We start from the raw sequence: 25803 nt of genomic DNA on the forward strand, positions 1-25803 counted from the left end.
GCACCGGTACGGGGATCCGGCAGCAGGGATCGGCAGCGGGGATCGGCAGCGGGGATCGACAGCCCCGGCGCGGAACCCCTACCGGGTCACTCCGGGTAGGACTCTGCGTGGACCCACCCGGGTCAGCCCGTGGGGCCGGGGGTCGGCCGGGCGGTCGGGCGCAACGGTTCGCACGCCTTCAGCGCCGCCGCGACCGTCGGATCGTTGGCATCCAGGGCGTCCGGCCCCCTCGACGCCGTGACGCCGTGGTCGGCGAGACAGTTGCGGTAGGCGGTGGCGGCGCCGTTACGTCCGTTGCGCGGTCCGGCGCTCGGCCGCAACGAAGCACACGCCTGCTGTGCCTGCTGCCAGGTCGCCGCATCGACCCCGGCCGGCGGTTGGTTGCCGAAGCCACCGGGGCCGCCCGGTCGCCGGGATCCGTCGGGCTCCGCCGAGGGTCGGGCGGTGGGAAAGCCGCTCGGCCGACCGCTGGGCCGGTTGCCCCGGGGGAAAGCCGATGGCAGGGTCACGCCGTGCTTGCTCAGGCAGGCCGCGTACGCCTGCATGCCGCCCTGACCCGGCGCGGCGTCCGTAGCGCCCGTGGCCGGCGACGAGGATCCGCACGCCGCCACCGTACCCAGGGCGCCCATCATGATGAGCGACCCCACCGCGACACGTACCCGGTTTCGCACCCTGACCTCCGATCGGCCACCGGCCGCGCCGCCGCCGACGCACCCGGCTGTTACCTGCCGCGTCCGCGGCTGTGCTGTTACCTGCCGCGCCCGCGGCTGTCTAAAACCGCGCGGGGCCAGCAAAGCCGGGGCGGCTCGGTGTTGCGTCAGACCGACCTCGGAATCAGCTGGGAGCCGCCGGGTACCCAGGGCGGCAGCTTTGAGCTTTCTCCGAGGTACACCCGAGGTAACCGGGAGCCGGGACGGCCAGACTGACGCCCCATGAGATTCCGGCTACCGGCGCGCCTGCCCCGGCGCGGCCCGGCGCTGTGGTTGACGCTGGTCGCGGTGGTCGTCGGGGCGGGCGCGGTCGCCACCATCGGGTACGCCGACCGCGCGCGACCGGCGGCCAAGGCGTCGACCACGGCCCGTGTCCAGCGGGGTGCGGTCGAGGCGACGGCGTCCGCCGCCGGGACGGTACAGGTGGCGCGGAGCCGGGGCCTGAGCTTCAGCGTGGCCGGCGTCGTGACCGAGCTCGACGTGAAGGCCGGCGACACGGTGACCGGCGGGCAGGTGCTGGCCCGCATCGACGGTACGAGCGCCCAGGAAGACGTCGACGCGGCCCAGGCGGCGGTGGACTCGGCCACCGACGCCCTGGCCCGCGCCCAGCAGGCCGGCACCACCGCCGCGACCTGCCAGGTGGCACCCGCGGCATACGCCAGCCGGAACAGCGCCGGCACGGTCCGGGCGGCCGGCACGGTCCAAGCCGCCGGCACGGTCCAAGCCGCCGGCACGGTCCAAGCCGCCGGCACGGTCCAAGCCGCCGGCACGGTCAGCCCGTCGGCGTCGGCGTCGGCATCTGCGTCGGCATCTGCGTCGGCGGCGCCGAGCCGCACCGCCGATCCCACCGCTGACCCCGCCCGGTCACCTGCCCCCGGCGGAACCGCCGCGCCGGGCCGGCCGACCCAGCCGGCACAGTCCGGCAGTCCCGCGCGTGGTGGCGCGGGCACCGGCGGTAACCCGGCGCAGGGCGGCGCCGGTACCGGTGGCTGCGGCGGGACGGCCGGTGGCGCGGCCGGCGGCCGGTCGGGTGGCGGTGACAGCCTGATGTCGGCGGAGCAGCAGCTCACCAATGCCCGACTGGCGCTGCGACTCGCGCAGGACAAGCTCGCGGGGACGACCATCACGGCCCCGGTGGCCGGGAAGGTGCTCTCCGTCGCCGGTACCGTCGGCGCCGAGCAGACGCCGGGCGCCACCGCCTTCATCGTGCTCGGTGAGGTCGCCGACACCGCGGTGCGCGCGGAGTTCTCCGAGGCCGACGTCGCCCGGTTGGCGGTCGGGCAACCCGCCACGGTGACGCTCCCCAGCCGGGACTCGATGCAGGTCACCGGCAAGGTTTCGCAGATCGATCCGGCCGGCACGGCCTCGGGCCGGCTGGTGCGCTACGGCGTCCTGGTGGCCTTCGACGACGTACCCGCCGACCTGCTCCTCGGCCAGCGCGCCGACGTGGCGGTGGTGACCGCGTCCGCCCAGGACGTGCTGTACGTCCCGACCGCGGCGGTGCCGCTCGTGGTCGGCCCCGGCGCCGTGGTGACCGTACGGTCGGCCGGCCGCGACGAGCGGCGCATGGTCCAGGTGGGCCTGCGCGGCGACCGGTACGTCGAGATCCGGTCCGGTCTCAAGGAGGATGAAGAGATCCTCATCGCGGGCTCCTGACCACCGGAAGTCGCCGACACGTTCCCGGTCCCCACCGTCAGGACTTTCCCAGTTTGCTGTCAGGGATCGCCAAGGTGGGGCCAGTACAACTTCCAGGGTGTCAGCAACGAAATTGGCGACCATGACTGACCATGCCGGCCGGGTGCTGGTCGTCGACGACGAGCCCAACATCCGCGCGCTGCTGTCGGCGACGCTGCGCCTGACCGGGTACGACGTGCGCGTCGCCGGTGCCGGGCAGGAGGCGTTGATGGCCGCCGCGGAGTTCGAACCGGACCTGGTCGTGCTCGACGTGATGCTGCCCGATCTCGACGGGTTCGAAGTGGCGCAGCGACTGCGGGCCGCCCGGCAGCCGGTACCTGTGCTGTTCCTGACCGCCCGGGACGCTGTCTCCGACCGCATCGCCGGCCTCGCCGTCGGCGGCGACGACTACGTCACCAAGCCGTTCAACCTGGAGGAGGTCATCCTGCGGATCCGGGCCATCCTGCGGCGCAGCGGGGTGGGTTCGCAGGCCGCCGAGAACAGCGCGCTGTGCTACGCCGACCTTGAACTTGACGAGGAGGCGCACGAGGTACGCCGGGCCGGCAAGCTGATCGACCTGTCGCCGACCGAGTTCAACCTGCTGCGGTACCTGCTGACCAACGCCGGCCGGGTGGTCAGTAAGGCGCAGATCCTTGATCGGGTGTGGCACTACGACTTCGGCGGCGACGGGCGGATCGTGGAATCCTATGTGTACTATCTCCGCCGCAAGATCGACAAGTGTGGACCGCCGCTGATCCACACCGTGCGCGGCGTGGGATACTCGCTGCGCCTGCCCCGCGCCGATGAGGCGTAGCCCTCTGCCGCGCCTGCTGCCTCGCTGGCTACTTCCCCAACGGCTGCTTCCCCAACGGCTACTCCCCCAACAGCTGCTTCCCCGACGGCTGCCGTCCCGGCAGTCGCTCCCCCGGCGTCGCCCGCCGCTGTGGCGACGGCCGTTCCCCGGGCACCGGCTTCCGCTGTGGCGGCGGTGGACCCTGCGCCGCCGGATGGTCGTCACCACCGCCGTCCTGGCCGCGGTCGCCCTGGTCGTGGCCGATGTCGCCGGCCTGACGCTGCTGCACTCGGAGCTGATCGGCCGGGTGGACGCGCAACTGGAGGCCCAGGCGCACGGCGCGTCGAGGGTCGGCCAGGTACTGCCGCCCGGCGCGCTCCGGCCACCCCGGCCCGAGCCGTCCCGACCCGAGCCGGGCGTCGGCGGCGGGACACGGATCTACGTGTACGCGCCCGACGGCACCCTCCGGTACACCAATTCGTCCAGTACCGGTTCGTCCAGTACCGGCGGCGAACCGACCCTGGGCAGCTTCGCGACCCTGAAGGCCCGGGCCGACGGACATCCGTTCACCGTCCCCGGTACGGACGGCAGCTGGCGGGTGAAGGTCTCCTCCGTCACGGGCCGGCGTCAGTACACGGTGCACGCGGTGTCACTGCGCGCGATCGAGGTCACCGAGCAGACCCTCATCCTCGTCGATGCAGCGGTGACCGTCCTGGTACTGATCCTGATCGCGGTCGCGGCGGCATCGGTGGTCCGGATCGGCCTGCGCCCGCTGACCCGCATGGAGCACATCGCCACCGAGATCGCCGCCACCGAGATCGCCGGCGGCGACCTGTCCCGACGCGTCCCCGACACCGACCCCCACACCGAACCCGGCCGGCTCGGCACCGCCCTCAACACCATGCTCGTCCGCATCGAAGCCGCCCTGGCCGACCGCAGCGCGTCCGAACGACGCCTACGCCAGTTCCTCGCCGACGCCTCCCACGAACTACGCACCCCGCTGACCTCCATCCAGGGCTTCGCCGAGCTGTACCGCCGCGGCGGCGCCCCACCCGGACCCGCCCTCGACGAGGCCATGGGCCGCATCGAAGCCGAGGTCGGCCGGATGCGCCTGCTCGTCAACGACCTGCTGCTGCTGGCCCGCCTCGACGAGGAACGCCCCCTCGAACGGCACCCGGTCGACCTGCTCGCCGTCGCCGCCGACGCCGTCCGCGACGCCCACCTCCGGGTACCCGACCGGTTCGTCCGCCTCGCCGGCCTCGACGACGACCGCGACCACTTCGAACCGGTCACCGTCTCCGGCGACGAACCCCGCATCCGCCAGGTCGTCAACAACCTCGTCACCAACGCCCTGCAACACACCCCGGAGGACGCGGACGTGACGGTCAAGGTGGGCCGGTCCACCGATGTGGCAACGACAACGGACGCACCTCGGCCCGCCGCCGCCGTCGGCGCGGAGCTACCCGCCGGCGTACCCGCCGCGGTCATCGAGATCGTCGACACCGGCCCCGGCATGGATGCCGAGCACGCCGGGCGGGCGTTCGAACGGCTCTACCGCGCTGATCCCAGCCGGGCCCGCCGTCACGGTGGCGCCGGCCTGGGCCTGGCCATCGTCGCCGCCATCGTGCAGGCACACGGCGGCCGGGTCGAGCTGTACACCGCCGCCGGCGCGGGCGCCCGGTTCCGGGTACTCCTGCCCGGTGTGGCCGCGCCCGGCACCGACGACGTCGTGGCCGACCGCGTCTGACAACCGGGCCGCTCGGCGACCGGGCCGGCTCCTGGTAGATCTTGGAAAGTTGGGCGCCAATATTGGTGCCCTGCTTTCCAAGATTGGAGACGTGGACCCCGACTCACGGGTCGGCCGTCACCCGAAAATCGGCAACCACCCCACAAAACGGTCATGCAGGTCGCCGGCCGGAACGGCACGTAGGTCCGCCGTGGCCTCCACGAGCGCGGCACTCAAGACCAGGGACAGCGAGACCGGGGTACCGGCGTACTCGCCGAGCAGCTGACGCCGGCGACTCGGACACGGCCACGAGTACCCGCACCCCACGCACACCCAGCTCGGCCGGACCGGCTGATGCGCGGTCACCGACCGGACCGCCGAGGCAGCCGGGCCCGGATGATCGCGTCGGCCTCCAACACCTCGACCATGCCGATCACCCGGGCCCGCTCGATCCAGCTCACGTACACCCGCAGGGTCGAGTTGTCGAACCTGTCCAGCGTCCAGCGGATCATCCGCTCGTCGTACGTCCCCAGGTCCACGCCCCGCAGAGCATCCCGCAGTGCCTCCTCCCGCTGCTCCGGATCGGTGTACGGACCGACAGGTTCGGTCTCCAGCGCAGTTATGGGCGCGTAGTGCCTCGCCCTCATACTGGTCACGGGTCGGACCTCCGACGTCCGATCAAGAGCCCCGATTGGCGGTGCCTCGCTGATCGGGGCTCGCTTATGTGCTAACCTCTCTAAGTTAATTATAGAGCCTAGTGAGCACACCGATCCAATAGCGCTTACGGTGTGTAACCTGCATGATCGTGTTGTGCCAGTGCCCATGACCTCGTATCAGATAGCCGCCGACCTGACTGAAAGGATCAAGGCCGGCGAGTACGCGCCTGGCTCGCAGCTTCCGACGTACGCCACGCTGGCGAATCTCTACAGCGTCAGCCCGGCGACCATCGCCGGCGTTATGCGGATCTTGCGGGAACGCGGTGTGGTCATCGGCGTACCCGGACGCGGCACATTCGTCCCCGAGTAACGGTAGGCATCCCACCAGGTCCCCCGAGCCACGATCACCGGCACGGCCTGCGGCCCGCCGAAAGGCACCGACGATGGCCTTCCCGTCCACGAGAGGTGCGGCGGAAACACGAGAGGCGCAGAGGGGACCAGAGACGGCACGACCCCGGAACCAGAGAACCGTCCTGTGTCGACGCCTTCACGGACCAACTTCGGCCGGGCGGAGATCAACCCGCTCCCAGCAAGTTATGAGGGAAACCCGATCCCGCTCTGATCGCGCGCCGGCACCATGGCCGCCATGTCCCTCTGGCCACGCCTGCCGTCAACCCTGAGGCGGCTACGTCCGCGCCGGCCGACCATGGTCGTCAACGCCCTCCTGGCGTTGCTGCTGGCCACCGGTGCCTACCTTTCCTACCGCACGGTCGCCGTCGCGGACACCGCTCCGACGGCAGGGACGACGCCCCGCGTCGTCGCGGTCGGCCAGGGCCAGGTGACCGCGACGGTGTCGGCCAGTGGCACGGTGCAGAGCGCGTCCACGGCGGCGGCGAACTTCGTCACCGCCGGCACGGTCACCGAGATCGACGTCCAGGTCGGTGACGTGGTGAAGACGGGTCAGGTACTGGCCCGGATCAACCCCACCGCCGCGCAGGAACAGCTCACCGCCGCCCGCGCCAACCTGACCTCGGCGCAGGAGAGCCTGGCCCGGGCCCGGTCGGCGGCCACGGTCGACGCCGCCGCCGTCGCCGCCGCGCAGGCACAGGTCACCACCGCGCAGAACAACGTGAACGCGGCCCAGCGGGCGGTCGACGGTACGACGCTGACCGCCCCCATGGACGGCACGGTGGTGGCCGTCAACGGCACGGTCGGCGGATCCTCGGCGGGGAGTTCGTCGGCCGGGAATTCTGCTGGCGGCTCGTCGGGCGGCTCGTCGGCGGGGAACGGCTCGTCCGGCGGCGGAGCCCAGGGCGGCGGCTCCTCCGGCGGGTCCGCCGGCGCCTCGGGCGGCTCCGCCGGTACCGCGTCGAGCACCACCGGCGGGTTCATCCGGATCGCCGACCTGTCGAAGATGCAGGTGTCGGCGTCCTTCGCGGAGGCCGACGCCACCAGGCTGAAGGCCGACCAGGTGGCGACGGTGACCTGGGCGGCCCTGTCCGGGGCCCGGGTGAACGGCCGGATCGCCACCATCGCGCCGTCCGCGACCACCCAGAACAACGTCAACTCGTACCCGGTGACCATCAGCCTCGACTCGCTGCCCACCGGTGTCCGCATCGGGCAGACCGTGACCGTGTCGGTGACCGTGGCCCAGGTCGACGACGCGGTACGGGTACCCGCGGCGGCCGTCCGCGGTACCGGCCAGCGCCACACCGTCGACGTCGTCACCGCTGGCGGCCGGCACGAGACACGGCCGGTCGAGGTGGGCGTCCAGGGCGACCAGTTCGTGGAGATCACCTCCGGGCTCGAACCCGGCGAGCAGGTGGCGCTCAACCTCACGACCGGTACGGGTACCGGCTCCAACCGCTCCGGCGGCGGCTTCCCGGGAGGCGGGGTGCCCGGTGGCATCACCGGTGGCGGCGGCTTCACCGGTGGCGGCGGCTTCACCGGCGGCAACCGGGGCGGGGCCGGCGGCAACCGGGGCGGCGGTGCCGGATGACGACGGTGACCCGGGCGACCACACCCCTGACCCCGCACCCCGTTCTCGACGTCCGCGACGTGGCCAAGGTGTACGGCGACGGCGAGACCCGGGTACGCGCGCTGCGCGGGGTCAGCCTGACCGTGGAGCGCGGCGACTACGTGGCGATCATGGGATCGTCCGGATCGGGCAAGTCCACCCTGATGAACATCCTCGGCTGCCTGGACGTACCCACGAGCGGCCGGTACCTGCTCGACGGCGTGGACGTCTCCCGCCTCGACGACCGGCAGTTGGCCCTGGTCCGCAACCGGCGCATCGGCTTCGTGTTCCAGGCGTTCAACCTGATCCCCCGGATGAGCGCGGTGGCGAACGTGGAACTGCCGCTGGCGTACGCCGGAATCAAGGCCGCACAGCGGCGCAGCCGGGCGCTGGCCGCGCTGGCCACGGTCGGGCTGGCCGACCGGGCCGGTCACGAACCCAACCAGCTCTCCGGCGGCCAGCAGCAGCGGGTCGCGGTCGCCCGGGCGCTGGTCACCGCGCCGGCACTGGTCCTGGCCGACGAACCGACCGGCAACCTCGACACCCGCTCCACCGAGGACGTCCTCGCGGTGCTGGACCGGCTCAACCGCAGCGGCCGCACGATCGTGCTCATCACGCACGAAGACGATGTGGCCCGGCACGCCAGGCGGCTGATCCGGCTGGTGGACGGGCGGATCGTGCACGACGAGGTCATCCGCCGGGACACGACCACGGCGGTGCTCGCATGAACCCGATCGAGACGGTCCGCTTCGCCGTCCGCGGCATCCTGGCCAACAAGTTGCGCTCCGGACTGACCGTCCTCGGGATCCTGATCGGTGTCGCCGCGGTGATCCTGCTGGTGGCCGTCGGCAACGGCTCGGCCCGCGCGATCCAGCAGAGCATCGAGCGGCTCGGCACCAACACGCTGACCGTCAGCGGCGGCGGGGTCCGCCAGTCCACGAGCGCCATTCAGGACACCTCGTTGACGTTCGACCTGGTCGAGGCGTTGAGCGACCGGGACGCCGCCCCCGATGTCAAGAGCGTCTCGCCGGTCGTCACGGGCGCGCAGACGGCCACCTACGAGGGTGTGGACCACGCGGTACCGCAGTTCATCGGTACCACCCCGAGCTACCTGCCGGCCTCCAACAGCACCGTCGCCCGCGGTACGGCGTTCACCACCGACGACGTCAAGGACGCCCGCCGGGTGGTGGTTCTCGGTTCGACGGCCGCGCAGGCGCTGTTCGACCGGGTCGACCCGGTCGGCAAACAGATCACCGTGGCGGGCACGCTGTTCACGGTCGTCGGGGTACTGGCCGACAAGGGTGGTTCGGGGTTCAACGATCCCAACGACATCGCGATCGCGCCGGTCACGGCGGTGCAGGAGGCCCTGACCGGGTACGGCCCGCTCAACCAACTGCTGGTCCAGGCCACGTCGGCCGACTCCGTCGACGCCGCCCAGGCCGAGGTGACGGCGATCCTCAACCAGAAGCTGCACGTCACCAACACCGCGAGCCCGCCGTACCGGATTCTCAACCAGTCCCAGCTGCTGTCGGCCCGGCAGGACAGCGCGAAGACATTCACCGTCCTGCTGGCCGCGGTGGCGGCGATCAGCCTGCTCGTCGGGGGCATCGGGATCACCAACATCATGATGGTGACGGTCACGGAACGTACCCGCGAGATCGGCATCCGCAAGGCGCTCGGCGCGCCCCGGCGTACCGTCCTGACCCAGTTCCTGGTGGAAGCGACGGTCCTGAGCCTCATCGGCGGGCTGCTCGGGGTCGTTGCCGCCGTCGTCGGCAGCCAGTTCACCATCGTCGGCATCAAACCGGTCATCGTGCCCGCCTCGGTCGCGCTCGCGCTGGGTGTGTCGGTCGCGATCGGACTGTTCTTCGGCAGCTACCCCGCCAGCCGCGCGGCCGGGCTGCGTCCCATCGAGGCGCTTCGTTATGAGTGAGGACCTGGAGCTATGAGTACGCGTGGACGGCATGCCCAGCCCAACCCGGCGCCCCTGGACACCGCGGCCGTGAACAACGCGCCCCTGAACAACGCGCCCCTGAACAACGCGCCCCTGAACAACGCGCCCCTGAACAAGGCCGCGAACAACGCGCCCCTGAACAACGCGGGCCACGACGACACCGCGGCCCTGGACACGATGGAACTGGGCCCGGCGGAACCGGCCGTCACGGCGTACCGCCCCGGGGTGGCGGAGCCGGCCGGCGACGCCGGCCCGGACGCGTTCGGCGTGGACCTGTCCAGCGACCCGTTCTCCGAGGATCTGAGCACGGAACTGGCCGCGCGGGCGCCACGCCGCGCCACCACCAGGACCACGGTGGCGCTGGCCGGGCTGGTCCTCGTCGTCGGCGGGTTCCTCGCCGGTGCGCAGGTGCAGAAGCACTTCGGTACCCCGGCCGCGGCGGCGCAGGGCCGGGCCGGGCTGCCCGGCGGGGCCGGGTTCGCCGCCGCCGGCGGCTTCGGCGGCCAGCGCGCGAACGGCCAGAACGGCCAGAACGCGGGCGGCCAGAACGCGGGCAGCCAGAACGCGGGCGGGGCGCAGCCGGGCGGCCGGAGTACCGGCAGCGCCGCGGCCGGCGTCACCACCGGCACCGTGAAGATGGTCGACGGCACCACGGTCTACGTACAGACCCCGGACGGCGACGTCCTCACGGTACGGACCAACTCCTCCACCGCCGTACAGGTGACCCAGGGCGGTGCGCTCTCGGACCTGACCCCCGGCTCGCAGGTCAGCGTCGAGGGCGCCGCCAGCGGCGACGGGGTGCTCACCGCCACGAAGCTGACCCGCGCGAAATAGGTTTCACCGCCACGAAGCCGCCCGCGAAATAGGTCTCACCGCCACGAAGCCGCCCCGCGCGAAGCAGGGCCCGTCGACCGCCTCCCCGGCGGCGTCCGTCACCCGCCCACCCGGACGGGTGACGGACGTTCGGCCCGCCGCCGCCCGGACGAACGTATTTCGCCGCGACGGCCTTGACGGTTGATCAATCGCCGGTGATCCTGGTCTCCACGTCGGCATCGATCGGCCGACGCCGATTGGCCGACACTGATCGGTCGGCGCGACGAGCCGGCGCGGACGAGCCGGCCGCGACCTCGCCCGCGCGCAAGGCAAGGAGTACCGATGACCAGCCGCCGGCGCTTCCTCACCTACCTGGTCGCCGCGCCGACCCTGACCCTCGCCGCGGACCTGGGGGTGGACACCGTCGCCGGCCGGCCCGCCGGGGCCGCGCCGGCGCACCCGTCGGTGGTACCGAGCCTGCCGGCACCGGCCGACATCATGGACCTCGGGGACGTACTGATCCTGGCCGGCGCGCCGACCTCGCACATGCTGGTCCTGGAGGTCGCCGGCGACGGCACGGCGACGCTGGACCTGCCCCGCGCCGAGGTCGGCCAGGGCATCACGACGGCGGTCGGCATGCTGGTCGCCGAGGAGCTGGACATACCGCTGGCGAAGGTGCGGGTGACGCTCTCGGACGCCCGCTCGGAGCTGCTGATGAACCAGCTCACCGGCAGCTCCAACACGATCCGTTCGGTGTACGGTCCGGTCCGCGACACCGCGGCGCTGGCCCGGGCGCGCCTGGTCGCCGCCGCCGCGCAGGCCTGGGGCGTACCCGCGGACCGCCTGGTCACCCGCGACGGCGCGGTGGTCGCCCCGGACGGGCGCACCGCCCCGTACGGGTCGCTGTCGGCCGCCGCCGCGAAGGCGGGCCTGCCTAACCCGGTCGCCCGGCCCAAGCCGGAGTCCGCGCACCGGCTGGTCGGCACGCCCACCTCGCGGGTGGACGCCCGGGCGATGGTCACCGGCGCGATGACGTACACCCTCGACCTGGACGTGCCGGGCGCGATGCCGACCATGGTGCGCCGGCCGCCGACCATCAACGGCACCGTGAAGGCGGTGCGCAACGCCGCCGCCGTCCGCGCGATGCCGGGCGTGATCGACCTGGCCGTCGTCGAAACCGGGGTGGCGGTCATGGCCGAGACGTTCGGCCAGGCCCTGGACGCCAAGAACGCCCTCGACGTGGTCTGGAACGGCGGCACCGTCGACGACGAGTCCGACGACACCATCCGGGCGAAGCTGCGCGCGGCGGCCGCGCCGTTCGCCGTACCGCCGCTGCTGACCCAACACGTCGACGCCGAGTTCGACTTCGCGATGGTCAGCCACGCGCCGATGGAGACCAACTCCGCGATCGCGGACGTACGCGCCGACCGGGCCGAGATCTGGGCCGGCCTGAAGTCCCCGGTCGTCGCCCGGCAGACCATCGCCCGGGAGGTCGGGTTGCCCGAGGACAAGGTCACCGTCCACGTCGTACAGGGTGGCGGGTCGTTCGGCCGGCGGCTGTTCTTCGACGCCGCGCTGGAGGCGGCGCGGATCTCCAAGGCGCTTGCCCGGCCGGTCAAGCTGATGTGGAGCCGCATCGACGACATGCGCCACGGCCGGGCCCGCCCGGCGACCCACCACAAGATCCGGGCCACCTACGCGCTCGGGCAGGTGCTGACGTACGAGCACCGGGTGGCCGCCATGGAGACCGACTTCCGGCACGGCCTCGGCGAGATCCTCACCGCCACCGCCGCGCAACTCCCGGTCGCGGGCAACCTCACGTTCGCGCAGACCGTGTTCGCCACGACCGTGAAGGTGCCGTACCACTTCGGCATCGTGACCGAACTGCTCACCGAGGTGCCGCTGCGGATGCACACCGGGAGCTGGCGCTCCGTGTACTCGGCGAACACCCGCGGCGCCGAGGAGATGATGGTCGACGAGATCGCAAGGAAGCTGGGTAGGGACCCGGTGGCCTTCCGCCGGGAGTTCCTCAGGACCGACCGCCAGCGGGCGGTGCTGGACAAGGTCGCCACGGCCGGCCGGTGGGGCCGCACCATGCCGAAGGGGTTCGCGCAGGGCATCGGCTTCCACGACGAGTACCGGTCGTGCACGGCCTGCCTGGTCGAGATCGACGCGCGGGACCCGAAGAAGCCCCGGGTGGTCAAGGCCGTGATCGCCGCGGACGTCGGCCGTCCGATCAACCCCCGGGGCCTGGAGGCGCAGCTCCTCGGTGGCCTGACCGACGCGATCTCCACGACGCTGCGGGCCGGGCTGCACATCGACCGGGGCCTGCCGCTGGAGGGCAGCTACTCGCAGTTCCACTACGCCCGGCAGCGGGACACCCCGCCACAGGTGGAGATCCACATCATGCCCGCCAACGGTGAGCCCGGCGGCGCCGGGGAGCTGGGCCTGCCCGCCGCGGTCGGTGCGATCGGCAACGCGTACGCCCGCGCCACGGGTGTCCGTCCGCGCAGCTTCCCGATCAACTTCGACGTCGACTTCACCCCGTTCCCCCGGTAAGGAGCGCAGGCCGTGCCCAGCTACACGTTCACCGTGAACGGCGAGACGGTCACCGTCGACGCGCCCGCCGACCTGCCGCTGCTGTGGGTGCTCCGCGACAAGCTCGGCATCAAGGGACCCAAGTACGGCTGCGGTATCAACGTCTGCAAAGCGTGCACCAGCCACCTCGACGGCGAGGCGATCAACCCCTGCGTGGTACCGGTCTCCCAGGCCGCCGGCCGCGAGGTCACCACGATCGAGGGCCTCGCCGACGGCGACAACCTCCACCCGGTACAGGAGGCGTGGCTGGCCCAGGACGTCGCGCAGTGCGGGTACTGCCAGCCCGGCCAGATCATGGCCGCGGTCGCCCTGTTGAAGAAAACGAAGAACCCGACCGACGCCGACATCGACGCGATCGAGAACGTCTGCCGGTGCGGCACGTACTTCCGGATCCGGGAGGCGATCAAGCGGGCGGCCGCCGAGATGCCATAGAACCGCCGAGATGCGATAAATCCCGGACACCTGGCGGGATCATGGCACCGCCAGGTGCCCAGGGTCCGGGTCAGCCCGCGCGGACGGCCTGGATCTCCAGGTCGACGCGGAGGGTCGGCCCGACCAGGACGAGGCCGCCGGGCAGCCCCATGTTCCAGTTGATCTCGTAGTCCTTGCGGGCGAGCTGGGTGGTGGCGGTAAGCGCGAAGCGGGTGCCGCCCCACGGGTCCGCTCCGGTGCCCAGGTACGTGACGTCGAGGGCGACCGGCCGGGTGACGTCGCGGATGGTCAGCAGGCCGTCGACCCGCCAGCGCTCGTCGGTGTGGCGCACCACCCGCTCGCTACGGAAGGCCATCACCGGGAACCGCTCGACGTCGAGGAAGTCCGGCGAGCGCAGGTGCGTGTCCCGCTCGGCGTTCCCGGTGTCGATGCTGGTCGTGTCGATGCTGACCTCGACGCTGGACCGCTCGACCGGATCGGCGATCCGGATCTGGCCGGAGAACGCCATGAACCTGCCCTCGACGTGCGACAGCGCCAGGTGCCGGGCCTTGGCCCGGACGATCGAGTGCGCCGGGTCGATCGTCCACAGCCCGGAGGCCGGCAGCGACGTCCGCTGGGCGCTGCCGAGGACGATCGGCCCGAGGTCGGTGACGCCCTGCGCGCCGACCGAGACGATCCGGGCCGCCGGGTCGACCCCCGGCGCGGCGACGATGACCGTCGCCGCGCCGGCGGCCGACACCGGCACGGCGAACCGCCCGGCGTCGTCCGCGGCGCCCCGGCCCAGTTGCTGCCCGGTGAGCCCCACGACCGTGACGGTCGCGCCGGGCAGCGGCCAGCCGTCGCCGGTCGTCACCACTCCCCGCACCTCCGCGGTCATGGACGCCACGCCGGTCTCCTGCTTCGTCTGCGACATCTCAGCCCTGCCCCTGGTCCGGGGAGGGAACCCGCTGGTCCGGGGAGGAAATCAGCGTCGACGTCGCCGGTCCACGGTCCGCCGGTCCACGGTCCGCCGGCATCCCGGAGTCCGGGAGGGTCGAGAGGTCGTCCGGGATCGCGGGGTCGCCGAGGGTGACGTCCCGGTCGGTACGCTCACCGCTCACCTCCAGCCGGGTCGCGACCGGCGCGTACCCGCTCGCGGTCAGCGTGTACGCCCCGGGCAGCAGCCCGGCGAACTCGTACCGGCCGTCGTCACCGGTCACCACCGTGCCCGCGACGTTGCCGTAGGCGTCGACCAGCGTCACCGAGGCGTCCGGCACCGGCTGGCCCGACCGGGCCGCCCGTACCACGCCCGACACCGTCGCGTTCGAGCGCAGGACCACGTCGAAGCGGTGCGACCCGGCGCCGTCGACCGTGACCGCGCGGGCCACGGGCAGCGTGCGCTCCGCCGTCGCGGTCAACACGTACTCCCCCGGGTACAGGTCCGCCAGCACGTACGCGCCGTCCGGGCCGGTCACCGCGGCGCCCACGACCTCACCCCGGGCGTCGGTCAACGTCACCGTCGCGCCGCTGATCGGCCGGCCACCGTGCTGGAGCACCCGCCCCTCGACCACGCTGGCACCCGCCAGCGTGATGTCCCGGCGTACCTCACCCAGGCCCACCGACACCATCGCCGCCATCGGCTGGTGCTGCTCCGCCGCGCAGATCACCAGGTACGACCCGCCCGACGGGAGGTTCAGCCGGTAGCCGCCGTCGGCCCCGCTGACCGCACGCGCGACCTGGTGCCCCGGGAAGTCCGTCACCGTCAACACCGCGCCGGCCACGGCCCGCCCGTCGGCGCTCTCCACCCGGCCGGTGAGGGCGGCGCCGCTGGGCGGCACGGGCGCCGCCGCCGATTCCGGCGCGACGATGGCCGCCGAGTGAGCCGCGCGGTAGGGCGCGCCGTTGACGTGCCCGTCGGCGGCCGCCGGCGCCTGATCGGCCGCGGCGGCGTCGCCGTCAGCCGCTGGTTTGGCGAGGTCGACGCTGGAGCGCAGGGTGATGCGGGGCAGTGCCACGGCGGCCAGCACACCGACGACCGCGATCACCGCCGAGATCAGGAAGATGTGCGCGGTGGCGTCGCCGTAGACGGCGCGGACGATGTCCGCGATCGGCTTGGGCATGGCGTGCAGGTCAAGCGTGCCGGTCTTGCCACCGCCACCGGCCGGGATGCGGATGCCGGCGGCGGCCATCCGCTGCGGGATGTCGGTGGCGACCCGGTCGGCCAGCACCGCGCCGAGCACCGACACGCCGATGGTGCCGCCCAGCGACCGGAAGAACGTGATCGTGCCGCTGGCCGCGCCGAGGTCGCGCAGGGCGACGGTGTTCTGCACGGCCAGGACCAGGTTCTGCATGGTCATGCCGACGCCGACGCCGACCAGCGCCATGGCCGCGCCCACGTAGACCAGCTTGGTCTGGTGGTCGATCCGGGACAGGGCCACGAAGCCACCGACCAGGATGACCGTGCCGGCGACGATGTACGGCTTGATCCGGCCGCTCTTGGTGATCAGCAGGCCGGCGATCGTCGAGGCGATCAGCACGCCGCCCATCATCGGGATGGTCATCAGACCGGCCTTGGTCGGGCTGTAACCACGGCCGATCTGGAAGTACTGGCCGAGGAAGACCGAACCGCCGAACATGGCCATGCCGACCGCGACGCTGGCCAGGATCGCCAGGGCCGGGGTGCGCTGCACCACGATGCGCAGCGGCACGATCGGCTCGGCCACCTTCGCCTCCACGATCACCGCGAGGGCCAGCAGGACCACGCCGCCGCCGACCATCGCCGCGGTCTGCCAGGACAGCCAGGCGAAGTTGTGGTGCACGAAGGTGACCCAGATCAGCAGCACGCTCACGCCGGCGGCGATCAGCGTGGCGCCGAGGTAGTCGATCTGCGCGCCGTCCCGGCGCACGGTGGGCAGGTGCAGGGTCTTCTGCAGCACGAAGAACGCGATCACCGCGAACGGCACGCCCACGTAGAAGCACCACCGCCAGCCCAGCCACGAGGTGTCGACGATGACGCCGCCCAGCAGCGGACCGCCCACCGTGGCGAGGGCCATCACGCCGCCGAGGTAGCCGTTGTAGCGGCCGCGCTCCCGGGGTGGGATCATCGCCGCGATCACGACCTGGACCAGCGCCTGCAGGCCGCCCAGGCCCAGGCCCTGCAGGACGCGGGCGGCGATGAGCTGCGGGGTGTTCTGCGCCAACCCGCAGACCGCAGAGCCCAGTACGAAGATGACGATGGCCACCTGGACCAGCGTCTTCTTGCTGAACAGGTCGCCGAGCTTGCCCCAGATGGGCGTCGAAGCGGTCGAGGAGAGCAGGGCCGCTGTCACCACCCAGGTGTACTGGCTCTGGGTGCCGCCCAGCGCGCCGATGATCTGCGGCAGAGCGTTGGACACCACGGTGATGCTGATCATCGAGACGAACAGCACCAGCAGCAGGCCGCTGAGCGCCTCCATGATCTCGCGGTGGCTCATCGCCTCGGTACCGGGTGGCGCGGTCGTCGCCGTGGGTGGTGCGGTGGTCGCTGCGCTCACAGCGCTGCCTCCAACGTGGGTGTCTCGGGTTCAGACGGGTGGTCGTGGGACGGGCCGGACACGTGGGCGGTCGCCATGTCCGCCGCGGCTGTCCGGTCCAGGTAGGTCGTCAGGTCATCGGCGAAGCGGGTGAGCGCGGCGGCGAAGGCGTCGAGTTCCGGGCCGGTCCAGTCGCGCAGCGCCGTGGTGAGGTACTCGGCCTGGCGGCCCTGGAGGTCAGCGAGCACGGTACGGCCGGCCGGTGTCAGAGTGAGGATGCAGGCCCGGCCGTCGGCCGGGTCGGCGCTGCGCCGCACGAGGCCGCGGGCCACCAGTGTGGCGACCGCCCGGCTGATCGTGGAGGCGTCCAGTGCGCACCGCACCGCCAGCTCCTTCGGGTGGCAACCGGCGTCCTCCCCGGCGGATCCGATCGCCGACAGGATCCCGATCATGCCGGGCTGCACCGGTACGTCCTGGACAAGCAGCCGTTGCCGGGCGACCCGCAGCGCCCTCACCAGGGCGCGCAGTCGCTCGTCCAACCCCGCGTCCGGTACCGCGGTCATGGGCCGTCACCTCGCTTCGTGGACTGTCGGGAGTCGGGGCCATCCGGGCCCTCGTGGGCCGTCCCGCCCGCCGGGCCGGTCAGTTTTGGCCGGTCAGCACGGGCCGGCCAGCGTTGAACCGCTCAGCTTCTGGGCCGGTCAGGTTCCGGGCCGGCCACCCGCCGGGCCGGCTAACTGCTTGGCCCATGCAAACAAATCATACATACCCACAGAGAAACTTTTCCCATTGGGTATTTTTTCTCACTCAGCTATGGTGATCAGCGATGAACACCAGTACCGGCCTGCGGGAGCGCAAGAAGGCCGCCACCCGGCAGGCTCTCCACGAGACCGCCGTGCGGCTGGCGGTGGAGCGTGGCCTGGAGCACGTCACCGTCGAGGCCATCGCCGACGCCGTCGACCTGTCCCGCCGCACGTTCTCCAACTACTTCGACGGCAAAGAGGACGCCGTGCTCTACGGGTACGCGCAGCGCCTGCGAACGCTGCTCGACCTGCTACGGGCGCGACCCGCCGAGGAGTCCGCGTGGACCGCGCTGCGCCAGGCCTTCTCCGCGCTGTACCCGCGGCTCGGCGAGTCCTCTCCGCAGTGGCTGGCCGAGATCCAACTCATGCGCGCGCACCCGACGCTGCGGGCCCGCCAACTGACCGCGCTCGCCCAGTTCGAGCGCGACCTGGCCGGGGCCGTCGCCGAACGGCTCGGCGACCAACCGACCGACCCGATGCGGGCACGGGTGATGGCCGCCACCTTCCTGACCGGGGTACGGCTGGCCACCCAGCTCTGGCTCGACGACCTGCATCACCGGCCGCTGAGCGACCTCGCCGACGACGTGTTCGACCAGATCAGCGCACAGTTCCGGTAGCGGCCCGCCCGGTAGTTCCGGTAGCGGACCGTCCGGTAGTTCCGGTAGCTCCGGTAGCGCCCGTCCGGTAGCGGCCCGTCCGGCTGTCGGCCCGCGCCCGGGACGTCAGGGCCGCAGCAGTACCTTGATCGCCCGGCGCTCGTCCATCGCGGCGTACGCCTCGGCGACCTGGTCGAGCGGCAGCTCCAGGTTGAACACCCGGCCCGGGTCGATGGTGCCCGCGAGGACGTCGACGAGCAGCTCCGGCAGGTATGTACGGACCGGGGCGACCCCGCCGGCGACGTTGAGGTTGCCGCTGAACATCGTGCCGATCGGCAGTTCCGGCCCACCGGCGGGCACCCCGACGTACCCGACGTAGCCGCCGGGCCGGGTCGAGTCCAGCGCCTGCTCCATCGACTCCTTGGTGCCGACGCACTCCAGGACCGCGTCCGCGCCGAGGCCGCCGAGCAGGTCCTTGACCGCCGCGACGCCCTTCTCGCCGCGCTCGGCGACGATGTCGGTCGCACCGAAGGCGCGGGCCACCTCCTGCCGCTCGGCGTGCCGCGACATGGCGACGATCCGTTCGGCGCCGAGGCGCCGGGCGGCCAGCACCGCGCACAGGCCGACCGCGCCGTCGCCGACGACCACGACCGTACTGCCCTTCGTCACACCGGCCGACACGGCGGCGTGGTGGCCGGTACCCATCACGTCGGACAGGGTCAGCAGGCTCGGGACGAGCGCCGGGTCCGGCTGCTCGGGCGTGGGGACCAACGTGCCGTCGGCCAGTGGTACCCGTACCCGCTCCCCCTGCCCCCCGTCGACCGACGAACCCGGGCCGTCCTCGGAGCCCCACCATCCGCCGTTCTCGCACGAGGTCGTGATGCCGTACCCGCAGACCCGGCAGGTACCGTCGCTGATCGCGAACGGCGCGATCACGAAGTCGCCGGGCGAGACCACCCGGACGTCCGAGCCGACCTCCTCGACGACACCCACGAACTCGTGGCCGATGCGGTGCGGCTCCCCGGTGGGCCGGACGCCGCGGTAGGGCCAGAGGTCCGAGCCGCACACGCAGGACGCCACCACCCGCACGATCGCGTCGGTCGGGTATCGGATGACGGGGTCGGGCACCTCTTCCAGGCGGATGTCACGGGGGCCGTGGATCATAGTTGCTCGCATGCCGTGGTTCTCCCATCCGCACCGGCGTGGCGTCGCGGGGTGTCGAGGGAGCGCCCACGCGACGTCGGGCGATACCGGCGAATTCGCCGTAACCCGTTCGCCAGAACTCGTTCTCCGCAATTCGTCAATTCGATCATCGCATCAGCCGCCTCGGGACACACCCGGCCCCCCACCGGGACCGGCGGTACGCGCCGGCCAGCCGCCGTCTCGGGTAGGGTTCGACCACGACCGCGGGACATGATCGACCGCGGAGGACGAGTAGTGGCCGGGAAACAGCGAGCACCGGGAACCCGGGGCTCCGGAACCTTCGGCTCCGGAACCTTCGGCGCCGGAACGGACGGCGGCGCGAACAGCGCCGGAAGCCGACGCCGGCCGGAACGGGAGCGATCGGTGACGCGCAGCGGGCAGGTCAGGTGGCGGCTCCCCGCCACGCTGCTGGCGCTGCTGCTGGTGTTCGGCGCCGTCGGGTACGGCGTCGCCGGCGCCGACCGGAACGGCCCGGGAGACGTCCACCACACCGTCTCGGCCGCCATGGCCGCCGACCCTGTCGGCCTGCCGCAGACCGCCGGTGAGCGTGACCGGTCGACCCGACTGGTGGCCGGCCGCGGGCACGGCGGCGCGCTGCTGTTCATCGTCGCGCTGTCCGTGCTGCTGGCCGCGCTGCACCGGCCGTACCGCTGGGCGGTGGCGGTGGCACCGACATGGCCGGTGCCCGCCGCCGCGGGCGTGTCGGCGTCACGGGGCAGGGCCCCACCCACGCCGCACCCGGCCTGACCGCACCGCCGGTCCGCGCCACGCACGGCGCACCGCCGGGCCACGCCCGGCCCGACCGCACCGCCGGGCCACGCCCGGCCCGACCGCACCGCCGGGCCGGCGTGAATCTCGCGCCGGTCGTGGCCGCATCCGGCAACCGCAGGCCGCACCACTCCCCTTCCGGTCCCGCCCCGACGAGCGCGACCGTGGCCCCGGCGTGACCGCCGTACCCACGCGACCACGCGACTGCCGTACCCCGTACGGCCCCTCGTGGCGACCATGCGGCGGCCGCACACGGCCCTGGGTGCAGGCGATGCACCACAGCCGTGCGACGCCGCGCATGCGGGCGGTGGCCGGTGGCCGGAAGGGTGTCCGTCCTTGTCTTGTCACCACCCTCTGTGGGAGATCTCGTGTTCGTTCTTCTCGTGCTCGTACTCGCGACGGCCGCCGTCGGCATATTCCTGATGATCAGCATGTTTCGCCGGGACCAACCGATGACGGGAATGATGGGCCTCATGATCCTTCAGGCAGCCGGAGTCATGGGCACGGCGTACGGCGTATTCACCAGCGCCTGACCCGACCCCCCGGGGTGCCGGTCCGGCGGGGGTGCGCCGCGCCCGCCCGCCGCACCGGCACCGCCCGGTCGACTCACCCGAGCACCGCCCGTCCCTTTCCGAACCGCACCGCCCACCCCCGAACTGACCCATCCCCCCGAAACTGAAAGGAACCACCGTGGACGTCGAGCGCACACCGTTGCCCGGCATCGGACTGCGGCACACATTCGTCACCGAACGAGGCCGCCGCATAGGGGTCGTCTCCCACCGCGACGGCCGCCGGGATCTGGTCGTCTACCGGCGCGACGATCCCGACAGCGCGGCCGAGGCCGTGGTACTCAACCCGGAAGAGGCCAACGGACTGGCCGAACTGCTCGGCGCGGCCCGGATCGTCGAGCGCCTGGCGGAACTGCACCGGCAGGTCGAAGGGCTGGTCAGCGAGCAGATCCTGATCGTCGCCGGCTCCCCGTACGACGGCCGCAGCCTCAGCGACACCCGTACCCGGACCCGTACCGGCGCCTCGATCGTGGCCGTCGTACGGGACCGCGAGGTGGTGGCGAGCCCGCGGCCGGACTTCGTCTTCCAGGCCGGCGACGTGGTCGTGGCGGTCGGTACCGCCGAGGGCACGGCCGCGGTCGGCACAATCCTGGCTCACGGGTAGGGCAGCATATGCACGGATCAGTACTACTTGTTGAACTTGGCGCGATCATCCTCGTACTGGGCCTGCTCGCCGCAGTCTCGGTACGGTTCTCCATCTCACCCATCCCGCTGTACCTGCTCGCCGGGCTCGCGTTCGGGCAGGGCGGCATCCTTCCGCTGGCCACCAGCGACGAGTTCATCGCCGCGGGCGCGGAGATCGGCGTGATCCTGCTGCTGTTCACGCTCGGCCTCGAGTACACCGCCAGCGAACTGGTCGGCAACCTGCGCTCGTCGGCCCCCGCCGGGCTGGTCGACCTCGTCCTCAACGCCGCTCCCGGCGTGGCCGCGGCCCTGCTGCTCGGGTGGGGGCCGGTCGCGGCGGTGGCCCTGGGCGGCGTCACCTACGTCACCTCGTCCGGCATCACCGCGAAGGTCCTCGGCGACCTGGGCTGGCTCGGCAACCGGGAGATCCCGGCGGTGCTGTCCCTGCTGGTCTTCGAGGACCTCACCATGGCCGTCTACCTGCCGATCCTCACCGCCCTGCTGGCGGGCGTGGGTCTGGCGGCCGGGTCGCTGACGCTGGCCGTCTCCGCGTTGACCATCGGGCTGATCCTGCTGGTCGCACTGCGCTTCGGCTGGGTGGTCGACCGGTTCGTGAGCAGCCCCAGTGATGAGGTCGTCCTGCTCAAGGTGCTGGGCCTGACGGTACTGGTCGCCGGGGTGGCCCAGCACCTGCAGGTCTCCGCGGCCGTCGGCGCGTTCCTGGTGGGCATCGCCCTGTCCGGGCCGCTGGCGCACACCGCGCGGGAACTGCTCAGCCCGCTGCGTGACCTGTTCGCCGCGGTGTTCTTCGTCTTCTTCGGGCTGCACACCAACCCCACCGACCTGCCGCCCGTCGCGGGGATCGCGGCGCTGCTGGCGGTCGCCGGTATCGCGACCAAGCTGCTGACCGGCTGGTACGCCGCGCGCCGCGTCGGCAGCGCGACCACCGGCCGGCTACGGGCCGGGGCTGCACTGCTGCCCCGCGGCGAGTTCAACATCGTCATCGCCGGGCTGGCGGTGACCGCCGGCGTCAACCCGCGTCTCGGCCCGCTCGCCGCGGCGTACGTGCTCATCCTGGCCGTCGCCGGACCGCTGCTGGCCCGGGCCGCCGAGCCGCTCGTCCACCGGCTGCGCCGGCGACGGACGGCGTCCGGCGGCGCCGACGGTTCGCTGCCGTGACGGTACCGGTCGTGTCGTGACCGCACCGGACACCCTGTCCGGACCGGCCGCATCGTGACCGTGCCGGCGAACAGCCCTCACCTGGTGTTATGACACGGATACGCGGGCGGGGTCCCCTCGCGTGGAAGCCCCGCCCGTCGTACCGTGGTGCCACTCACACGACAGGGATGACCACATTCGGAGAGAGCGTGGATGGCGCACTGATCAATACCTCCCGGACGAGCGACGGGACGGTCGTCGTCGAGATCCGGGGTGAGGTCGACGTCAGCTCGGCCGACCGGCTGTGCCGGATCCTGGTCGATGCCGCCACCCGGCTACGTCCGACCCGCATCGTGGTCAATCTGCTGCACCTGACGTTCATCGACTCGACCGGGATCGGCGCGCTCGCCACCGGCCGCAACGCCGCCCGTAGCGTCGGCGTCAGGTTCGCCGTGCGCCACCCCAGCGCGTTCGTCTCCGCCCAGTTCCGCCAGACGGGCCTGCACGACGTGCTGAGCGCCGACCGCTGACGGGTACCGGCGGCGCGGACCTCGGTGACACCTTTCGCCCGCGCCGCACTCCGCCGGCGTTCCCACCCGCCCGCGCCGCCTTGGCCGTTCAATCGCCTTGACCGCGCGATCGCCTTGACCGCGCGATCGTCTGCGCAACGCGATCGTCTGCGCCACGCACCTGCCGCGCCGGCCGCTAGGCTCGTACGGGTGCGGCTCGATCTGGTGACCGTTGTCGTCGACGACTACGACGCGGCCGTCGCGTTCTTCGTCGGTGCCCTCGGCTTCGACCTGGTCGAGGACTCACCGTCACTGACGAACGACGGCCACCCGAAGCGGTGGGTCGTCGTCCGGCCGCCCGGCGCCGAGACGGGCATCCTGCTCGCCCGCGCGGACGGGGAGTCACAGGCGGCCGCCGTCGGCAACCAGGTCGCCGGTCGGGTCGGCTTCTTTCTCCGGGTGGACGACTTCGACGCCGCGTACGACCGGATGACCTCCGCCGGCGTGGAGTTCGTGACCCCGCCGCGCACGGAACCCTACGGGCGCGTCGCCGTGTTCGTGGACATCGCGGGCAACCGGTGGGACCTGCTCGGCAGCGCCTGATCCACCCGATCGGGCCTGCTCGGTAGCGTTGCGAATCCGCAGCCGGTAGCGGCTACCGTCGACCCGCACGAACGGCCACGGGGACACCGTCGGGCAGTCCGGTCAACTGGTGGCTGGTAACGCAATCCCCGCCAGTCCCACCTGAGCGGTCACCGTTGACCTGGCGGCTGGGAAGTCCGTGCCGGCGGGATGTTCGAACCTTCCCGCTCGACGCTTCAGCCCTTGGAATTCAGCCGTTGACGGGTTCCCGGACAGCTCGTTCTCAGCGGGCCCAACGACATCGTTTTCAGCCCCGGCCGGATCCGTTGTACCGCAACGTTTTCTTTTGCCCGAAATTTCTTGTATCCCGGCAAACGGAACCGATGTTGTGCGCAGATCGACTCGCACAGAGTCCACTACAGGAGGAAATCGTGAACAAAGCCGAGCTCATCGATGCGCTCTCGGCCCGCCTCGGTGACAAGCGTACGGCGACGCAGGCGCTCGACGCCGTGCTGACCGAGATCCAGCACGCCGTCACCAAGGGCGACAAGGTTGCCATTACCGGCTTTGGTGTCTTCGAAAAGAAGGCTCGTGCCGCTAGAACGGCGCGCAACCCGCGCACCGGCGAAGCCGTGAAGGTCAAGAAGACCAATGTTCCGGCTTTCCGGCCGGGCACGGGCTTCCGTGAGCTGGTGGCCAGCGGCAAGCTGCCGAAGCCGGCCGCCGCCAAGAAGACCGCGGTCAAGGCCGCCCCCGCTGCGAAGACGGTCGCCAAGGCGACCGCGACCAAGCCGACCACCGCCAAGACCACCACCGCAAAGGCCAGCGCGACCAAGCCGGCCGCCGCCAAGCCGGCCGCCGCCAAGGCGACCGCGACCAAGCCGACCGCCGCCAAGGCGACCGCGACCAAGCCGACCACCGCCAAGACCACCAAGGCGACCGCGACCAAGGCCGCGACGGCGACGCCGGTCCGCAAGACGGCGACCGTCAAGGCGGCGCCGGCCAAGACGGCGACCGTGAAGCGCGCGACGAAGGCTGCTGCCAAGACGGCGCCGGCCAAGTCGGTTACCAAGGCCGCGCCGGCGAAGAAGGCCGCGCCGGCGAAGAAGGCCGCGCCGGCGAAGTCCGCCGCCAAGGCCGCGCCGGCCAAGAAGGCCCCGGCCAAGTCGGTTACCAAGGCCGCGCCGACCAAGAAGGCCGCGCCGGCGAAGTCCGCCGCCAAGGCCGCGCCGGCCAAGAAGGCCCCGGCCAAGGTCACCAGGGCTGCGGCGACGCCGGCCCGCAAGACGGCGACCGTCCGGGCCACCACGGCCAAGGCGACGCCGGCCACGAAGAGCGCAGCGGCGAAGAAGCGCTGACCGCTACCGCGAGAAGAGGGCCGGGCATTGACCCGGCCCTCTTTCTTTCCGTTTCGACGAGGGCCGCCGGCCCGGCGTTGACCGTCCCCCACCGGTCGGTGTGCCGGTACCCGGCCAGCAGGATGTCCAGCCCGGAGGCGCGCGCTGCACGTGGTTGGCGACAGCGTCACCGAACGGGCCGCAGTCGACATGGACCGGGAACCGCAGGGTGCGGCCGTCCTCCAGCCGGACACCGAAGCCTGGGCTGGGTGGCATGAACACCGCCGAGCGGGAGCTACGTAGCGGGGCTTATGTGTGAACGTCCCACCCGTACTCTTTCCGGCCCTTGGCGAAGTCGGCCGACGCTGCTGCTTGAGTGGATCGGCAACGACGTGGCCAATGGCAGCATCGCGGTCGGTTTCACCTTCGCGGAAGCACAGATAACGGTCTTCAACGCTCTCGACGAGAACGGCCCCGAACACACCCCGCCTGGGTCCGAATACCGCCGTCACCCAATCGCCAGTCGAGCCTCATGGTCGGGCCCCCGTGCCTGCCGCTGCTACCGCCCATCCATCCCGTCACCGTCGGCCCACCGTCCCGGGAGCGGGCCGGTGCCGAGGTCGCCAGGCTCGCCGTAGGCGACCGCGAAGCGGCTTGGCCCGGTTGCCCCGGTGACGGTCTGCTCGGCTTGCCTGGGTCGATGGTGGTGCGATGGATTTCTCTCCCAGCCACCCACCAACCTGGTGCCCGTCCCGCCATCCCGGAGCTTAAGGCCCCTGCTTTTGGCTCT

The 25803-nt window shown here is 72.1% G+C and carries 24 protein-coding genes and 1 pseudogene; 18 read left to right on the forward strand and 7 right to left on the reverse strand.

Annotation, left to right across the window (positions count from 1 at the left end):
- Positions 1-122 precede the first annotated feature (122 nt).
- On the reverse strand, positions 123-671 hold the full coding sequence (locus ACNTMW_RS28535; protein ID WP_426636988.1) for a hypothetical protein: 549 nt from the start codon (positions 669-671) through the stop codon (positions 123-125).
- A 261-nt stretch (positions 672-932) separates the two neighbouring features.
- Here ACNTMW_RS28535 and ACNTMW_RS28540 point away from each other — a divergent pair, with 261 nt between their 5' ends.
- From ACNTMW_RS28540 to ACNTMW_RS28550, 3 genes are all read left to right on the forward strand, one after another.
- Positions 933-2366 carry an efflux RND transporter periplasmic adaptor subunit gene (locus ACNTMW_RS28540; protein ID WP_426636989.1) on the forward strand — a complete coding sequence of 478 codons (1434 nt, stop codon included), beginning with the start codon at positions 933-935 and terminating at the stop codon, positions 2364-2366.
- A 121-nt stretch (positions 2367-2487) separates the two neighbouring features.
- Complete coding sequence (locus ACNTMW_RS28545; protein ID WP_426636990.1) at positions 2488-3198, forward strand: response regulator transcription factor; 711 nt, start codon at positions 2488-2490, stop codon at positions 3196-3198.
- Complete coding sequence (locus ACNTMW_RS28550) at positions 3188-4924, forward strand: sensor histidine kinase (protein WP_426636992.1); 1737 nt, start codon at positions 3188-3190, stop codon at positions 4922-4924. Before ACNTMW_RS28545 ends, ACNTMW_RS28550 begins: the two co-directional genes overlap by 11 nt.
- A gap of 341 nt (positions 4925-5265) precedes the next feature.
- Here the strand turns inward: ACNTMW_RS28550 and ACNTMW_RS28555 are convergent, their stop codons facing one another.
- Positions 5266-5559 (reverse strand): hypothetical protein, encoded by a 294-nt coding sequence (locus tag ACNTMW_RS28555; RefSeq protein WP_426636993.1) that lies wholly within the window; start codon positions 5557-5559, stop codon positions 5266-5268.
- Between the two features lie 154 nt (positions 5560-5713).
- Here ACNTMW_RS28555 and ACNTMW_RS28560 point away from each other — a divergent pair, with 154 nt between their 5' ends.
- The 7 genes from ACNTMW_RS28560 (at position 5714) to ACNTMW_RS28590 (ending at position 13373) form a co-directional block, all read left to right on the forward strand.
- Positions 5714-5929: a winged helix-turn-helix domain-containing protein gene (locus ACNTMW_RS28560; RefSeq protein ID WP_426636994.1), complete on the forward strand. Its 216-nt coding sequence runs from the start codon at positions 5714-5716 to the stop codon at positions 5927-5929.
- Between the two features lie 276 nt (positions 5930-6205).
- Positions 6206-7558: an efflux RND transporter periplasmic adaptor subunit gene (locus ACNTMW_RS28565; RefSeq protein WP_426636995.1), complete on the forward strand. Its 1353-nt coding sequence runs from the start codon at positions 6206-6208 to the stop codon at positions 7556-7558.
- Complete coding sequence (locus ACNTMW_RS28570; RefSeq protein ID WP_426636996.1) at positions 7555-8304, forward strand: ABC transporter ATP-binding protein; 750 nt, start codon at positions 7555-7557, stop codon at positions 8302-8304. The genes ACNTMW_RS28565 and ACNTMW_RS28570 overlap by 4 nt, the downstream gene beginning before the upstream one ends.
- Positions 8301-9509, forward strand: coding sequence for an ABC transporter permease (locus ACNTMW_RS28575; protein ID WP_426636997.1), 1209 nt, complete (start codon positions 8301-8303; stop codon positions 9507-9509). Before ACNTMW_RS28570 ends, ACNTMW_RS28575 begins: the two co-directional genes overlap by 4 nt.
- A gap of 12 nt (positions 9510-9521) precedes the next feature.
- The gene (locus ACNTMW_RS28580; RefSeq protein WP_426636998.1) at positions 9522-10364 is read left to right on the forward strand and encodes a hypothetical protein; all 843 of its coding nucleotides are present in this window, start codon (positions 9522-9524) and stop codon (positions 10362-10364) included.
- Positions 10365-10685: 321 nt separating this feature from the next.
- Positions 10686-12902, forward strand: a complete 2217-nt coding sequence (locus ACNTMW_RS28585; RefSeq protein WP_426636999.1) for a xanthine dehydrogenase family protein molybdopterin-binding subunit — start codon at positions 10686-10688, stop codon at positions 12900-12902.
- A gap of 12 nt (positions 12903-12914) precedes the next feature.
- On the forward strand, positions 12915-13373 hold the full coding sequence (locus ACNTMW_RS28590) for a (2Fe-2S)-binding protein (protein ID WP_426637000.1): 459 nt from the start codon (positions 12915-12917) through the stop codon (positions 13371-13373).
- Positions 13374-13443: 70 nt separating this feature from the next.
- On the opposite strand, the gene ACNTMW_RS28595 is transcribed toward ACNTMW_RS28590, so the two are convergent.
- From ACNTMW_RS28595 to ACNTMW_RS28610, 4 genes and pseudogenes are all read right to left on the reverse strand, one after another.
- Positions 13444-14286 (reverse strand): YceI family protein, encoded by an 843-nt coding sequence (locus ACNTMW_RS28595; RefSeq protein WP_426637001.1) that lies wholly within the window; start codon positions 14284-14286, stop codon positions 13444-13446.
- Position 14287: 1 nt separating this feature from the next.
- Complete coding sequence (locus tag ACNTMW_RS28600) at positions 14288-15190, reverse strand: carboxypeptidase regulatory-like domain-containing protein (protein WP_426637031.1); 903 nt, start codon at positions 15188-15190, stop codon at positions 14288-14290.
- Between the two features lie 57 nt (positions 15191-15247).
- Positions 15248-16825: pseudogene (locus tag ACNTMW_RS28605) on the reverse strand (MDR family MFS transporter); the annotation flags it as partial.
- Positions 16826-16881: 56 nt separating this feature from the next.
- Complete coding sequence (locus tag ACNTMW_RS28610; protein ID WP_426637002.1) at positions 16882-17427, reverse strand: MarR family winged helix-turn-helix transcriptional regulator; 546 nt, start codon at positions 17425-17427, stop codon at positions 16882-16884.
- A gap of 263 nt (positions 17428-17690) precedes the next feature.
- Here ACNTMW_RS28610 and ACNTMW_RS28615 point away from each other — a divergent pair, with 263 nt between their 5' ends.
- Positions 17691-18284, forward strand: coding sequence for a TetR/AcrR family transcriptional regulator (locus ACNTMW_RS28615; protein WP_426637003.1), 594 nt, complete (start codon positions 17691-17693; stop codon positions 18282-18284).
- Positions 18285-18389: 105 nt separating this feature from the next.
- Here the strand turns inward: ACNTMW_RS28615 and ACNTMW_RS28620 are convergent, their stop codons facing one another.
- Positions 18390-19439, reverse strand: coding sequence for a zinc-dependent alcohol dehydrogenase family protein (locus ACNTMW_RS28620; protein ID WP_426637004.1), 1050 nt, complete (start codon positions 19437-19439; stop codon positions 18390-18392).
- A 390-nt stretch (positions 19440-19829) separates the two neighbouring features.
- Here ACNTMW_RS28620 and ACNTMW_RS28625 point away from each other — a divergent pair, with 390 nt between their 5' ends.
- The 7 genes from ACNTMW_RS28625 (at position 19830) to ACNTMW_RS28655 (ending at position 25034) form a co-directional block, all read left to right on the forward strand.
- Positions 19830-20213, forward strand: coding sequence for a hypothetical protein (locus ACNTMW_RS28625; protein WP_426637005.1), 384 nt, complete (start codon positions 19830-19832; stop codon positions 20211-20213).
- Between the two features lie 389 nt (positions 20214-20602).
- Positions 20603-20767, forward strand: coding sequence for a hypothetical protein (locus tag ACNTMW_RS28630; RefSeq protein WP_426637006.1), 165 nt, complete (start codon positions 20603-20605; stop codon positions 20765-20767).
- A 157-nt stretch (positions 20768-20924) separates the two neighbouring features.
- Entirely contained in the window at positions 20925-21407 is a 483-nt protein-coding gene (locus ACNTMW_RS28635) for a cation:proton antiporter regulatory subunit (RefSeq protein WP_426637007.1), read from the forward strand.
- 8 nt (positions 21408-21415) lie between these two features.
- Positions 21416-22606: a cation:proton antiporter gene (locus tag ACNTMW_RS28640; RefSeq protein ID WP_426637008.1), complete on the forward strand. Its 1191-nt coding sequence runs from the start codon at positions 21416-21418 to the stop codon at positions 22604-22606.
- Positions 22607-22794: 188 nt separating this feature from the next.
- Positions 22795-23115, forward strand: a complete 321-nt coding sequence (locus ACNTMW_RS28645) for an STAS domain-containing protein (protein ID WP_426637009.1) — start codon at positions 22795-22797, stop codon at positions 23113-23115.
- Positions 23116-23304: 189 nt separating this feature from the next.
- Positions 23305-23697: a VOC family protein gene (locus ACNTMW_RS28650; protein WP_426637010.1), complete on the forward strand. Its 393-nt coding sequence runs from the start codon at positions 23305-23307 to the stop codon at positions 23695-23697.
- Between the two features lie 305 nt (positions 23698-24002).
- Entirely contained in the window at positions 24003-25034 is a 1032-nt protein-coding gene (locus tag ACNTMW_RS28655) for an HU family DNA-binding protein (RefSeq protein ID WP_426637011.1), read from the forward strand.
- The last annotated feature ends 769 nt before the right edge of the window (positions 25035-25803 follow it).

Source organism: Planosporangium spinosum, from assembly GCF_049999945.1.
GTDB lineage: Bacteria > Actinomycetota > Actinomycetes > Mycobacteriales > Micromonosporaceae > Planosporangium > Planosporangium spinosum.

Coding starts and splice junctions, on each gene's coding strand:
- ACNTMW_RS28540 (WP_426636989.1), top strand. CDS start 933: ATGAGATTCCGGCTACCGGCGCGCCTGCCCCGGCGCGGCCCGGCGCTG.
- ACNTMW_RS28545 (WP_426636990.1), top strand. CDS start 2,488: ATGACTGACCATGCCGGCCGGGTGCTGGTCGTCGACGACGAGCCCAAC.
- ACNTMW_RS28550 (WP_426636992.1), top strand. CDS start 3,188: ATGAGGCGTAGCCCTCTGCCGCGCCTGCTGCCTCGCTGGCTACTTCCC.
- ACNTMW_RS28565 (WP_426636995.1), top strand. CDS start 6,206: ATGTCCCTCTGGCCACGCCTGCCGTCAACCCTGAGGCGGCTACGTCCG.
- ACNTMW_RS28570 (WP_426636996.1), top strand. CDS start 7,555: ATGACGACGGTGACCCGGGCGACCACACCCCTGACCCCGCACCCCGTT.
- ACNTMW_RS28575 (WP_426636997.1), top strand. CDS start 8,301: ATGAACCCGATCGAGACGGTCCGCTTCGCCGTCCGCGGCATCCTGGCC.
- ACNTMW_RS28580 (WP_426636998.1), top strand. CDS start 9,522: ATGAGTACGCGTGGACGGCATGCCCAGCCCAACCCGGCGCCCCTGGAC.
- ACNTMW_RS28585 (WP_426636999.1), top strand. CDS start 10,686: ATGACCAGCCGCCGGCGCTTCCTCACCTACCTGGTCGCCGCGCCGACC.
- ACNTMW_RS28595 (WP_426637001.1), bottom strand. CDS start 14,286: ATGTCGCAGACGAAGCAGGAGACCGGCGTGGCGTCCATGACCGCGGAG.
- ACNTMW_RS28610 (WP_426637002.1), bottom strand. CDS start 17,427: ATGACCGCGGTACCGGACGCGGGGTTGGACGAGCGACTGCGCGCCCTG.
- ACNTMW_RS28615 (WP_426637003.1), top strand. CDS start 17,691: ATGAACACCAGTACCGGCCTGCGGGAGCGCAAGAAGGCCGCCACCCGG.
- ACNTMW_RS28620 (WP_426637004.1), bottom strand. CDS start 19,439: ATGCGAGCAACTATGATCCACGGCCCCCGTGACATCCGCCTGGAAGAG.
- ACNTMW_RS28640 (WP_426637008.1), top strand. CDS start 21,416: ATGCACGGATCAGTACTACTTGTTGAACTTGGCGCGATCATCCTCGTA.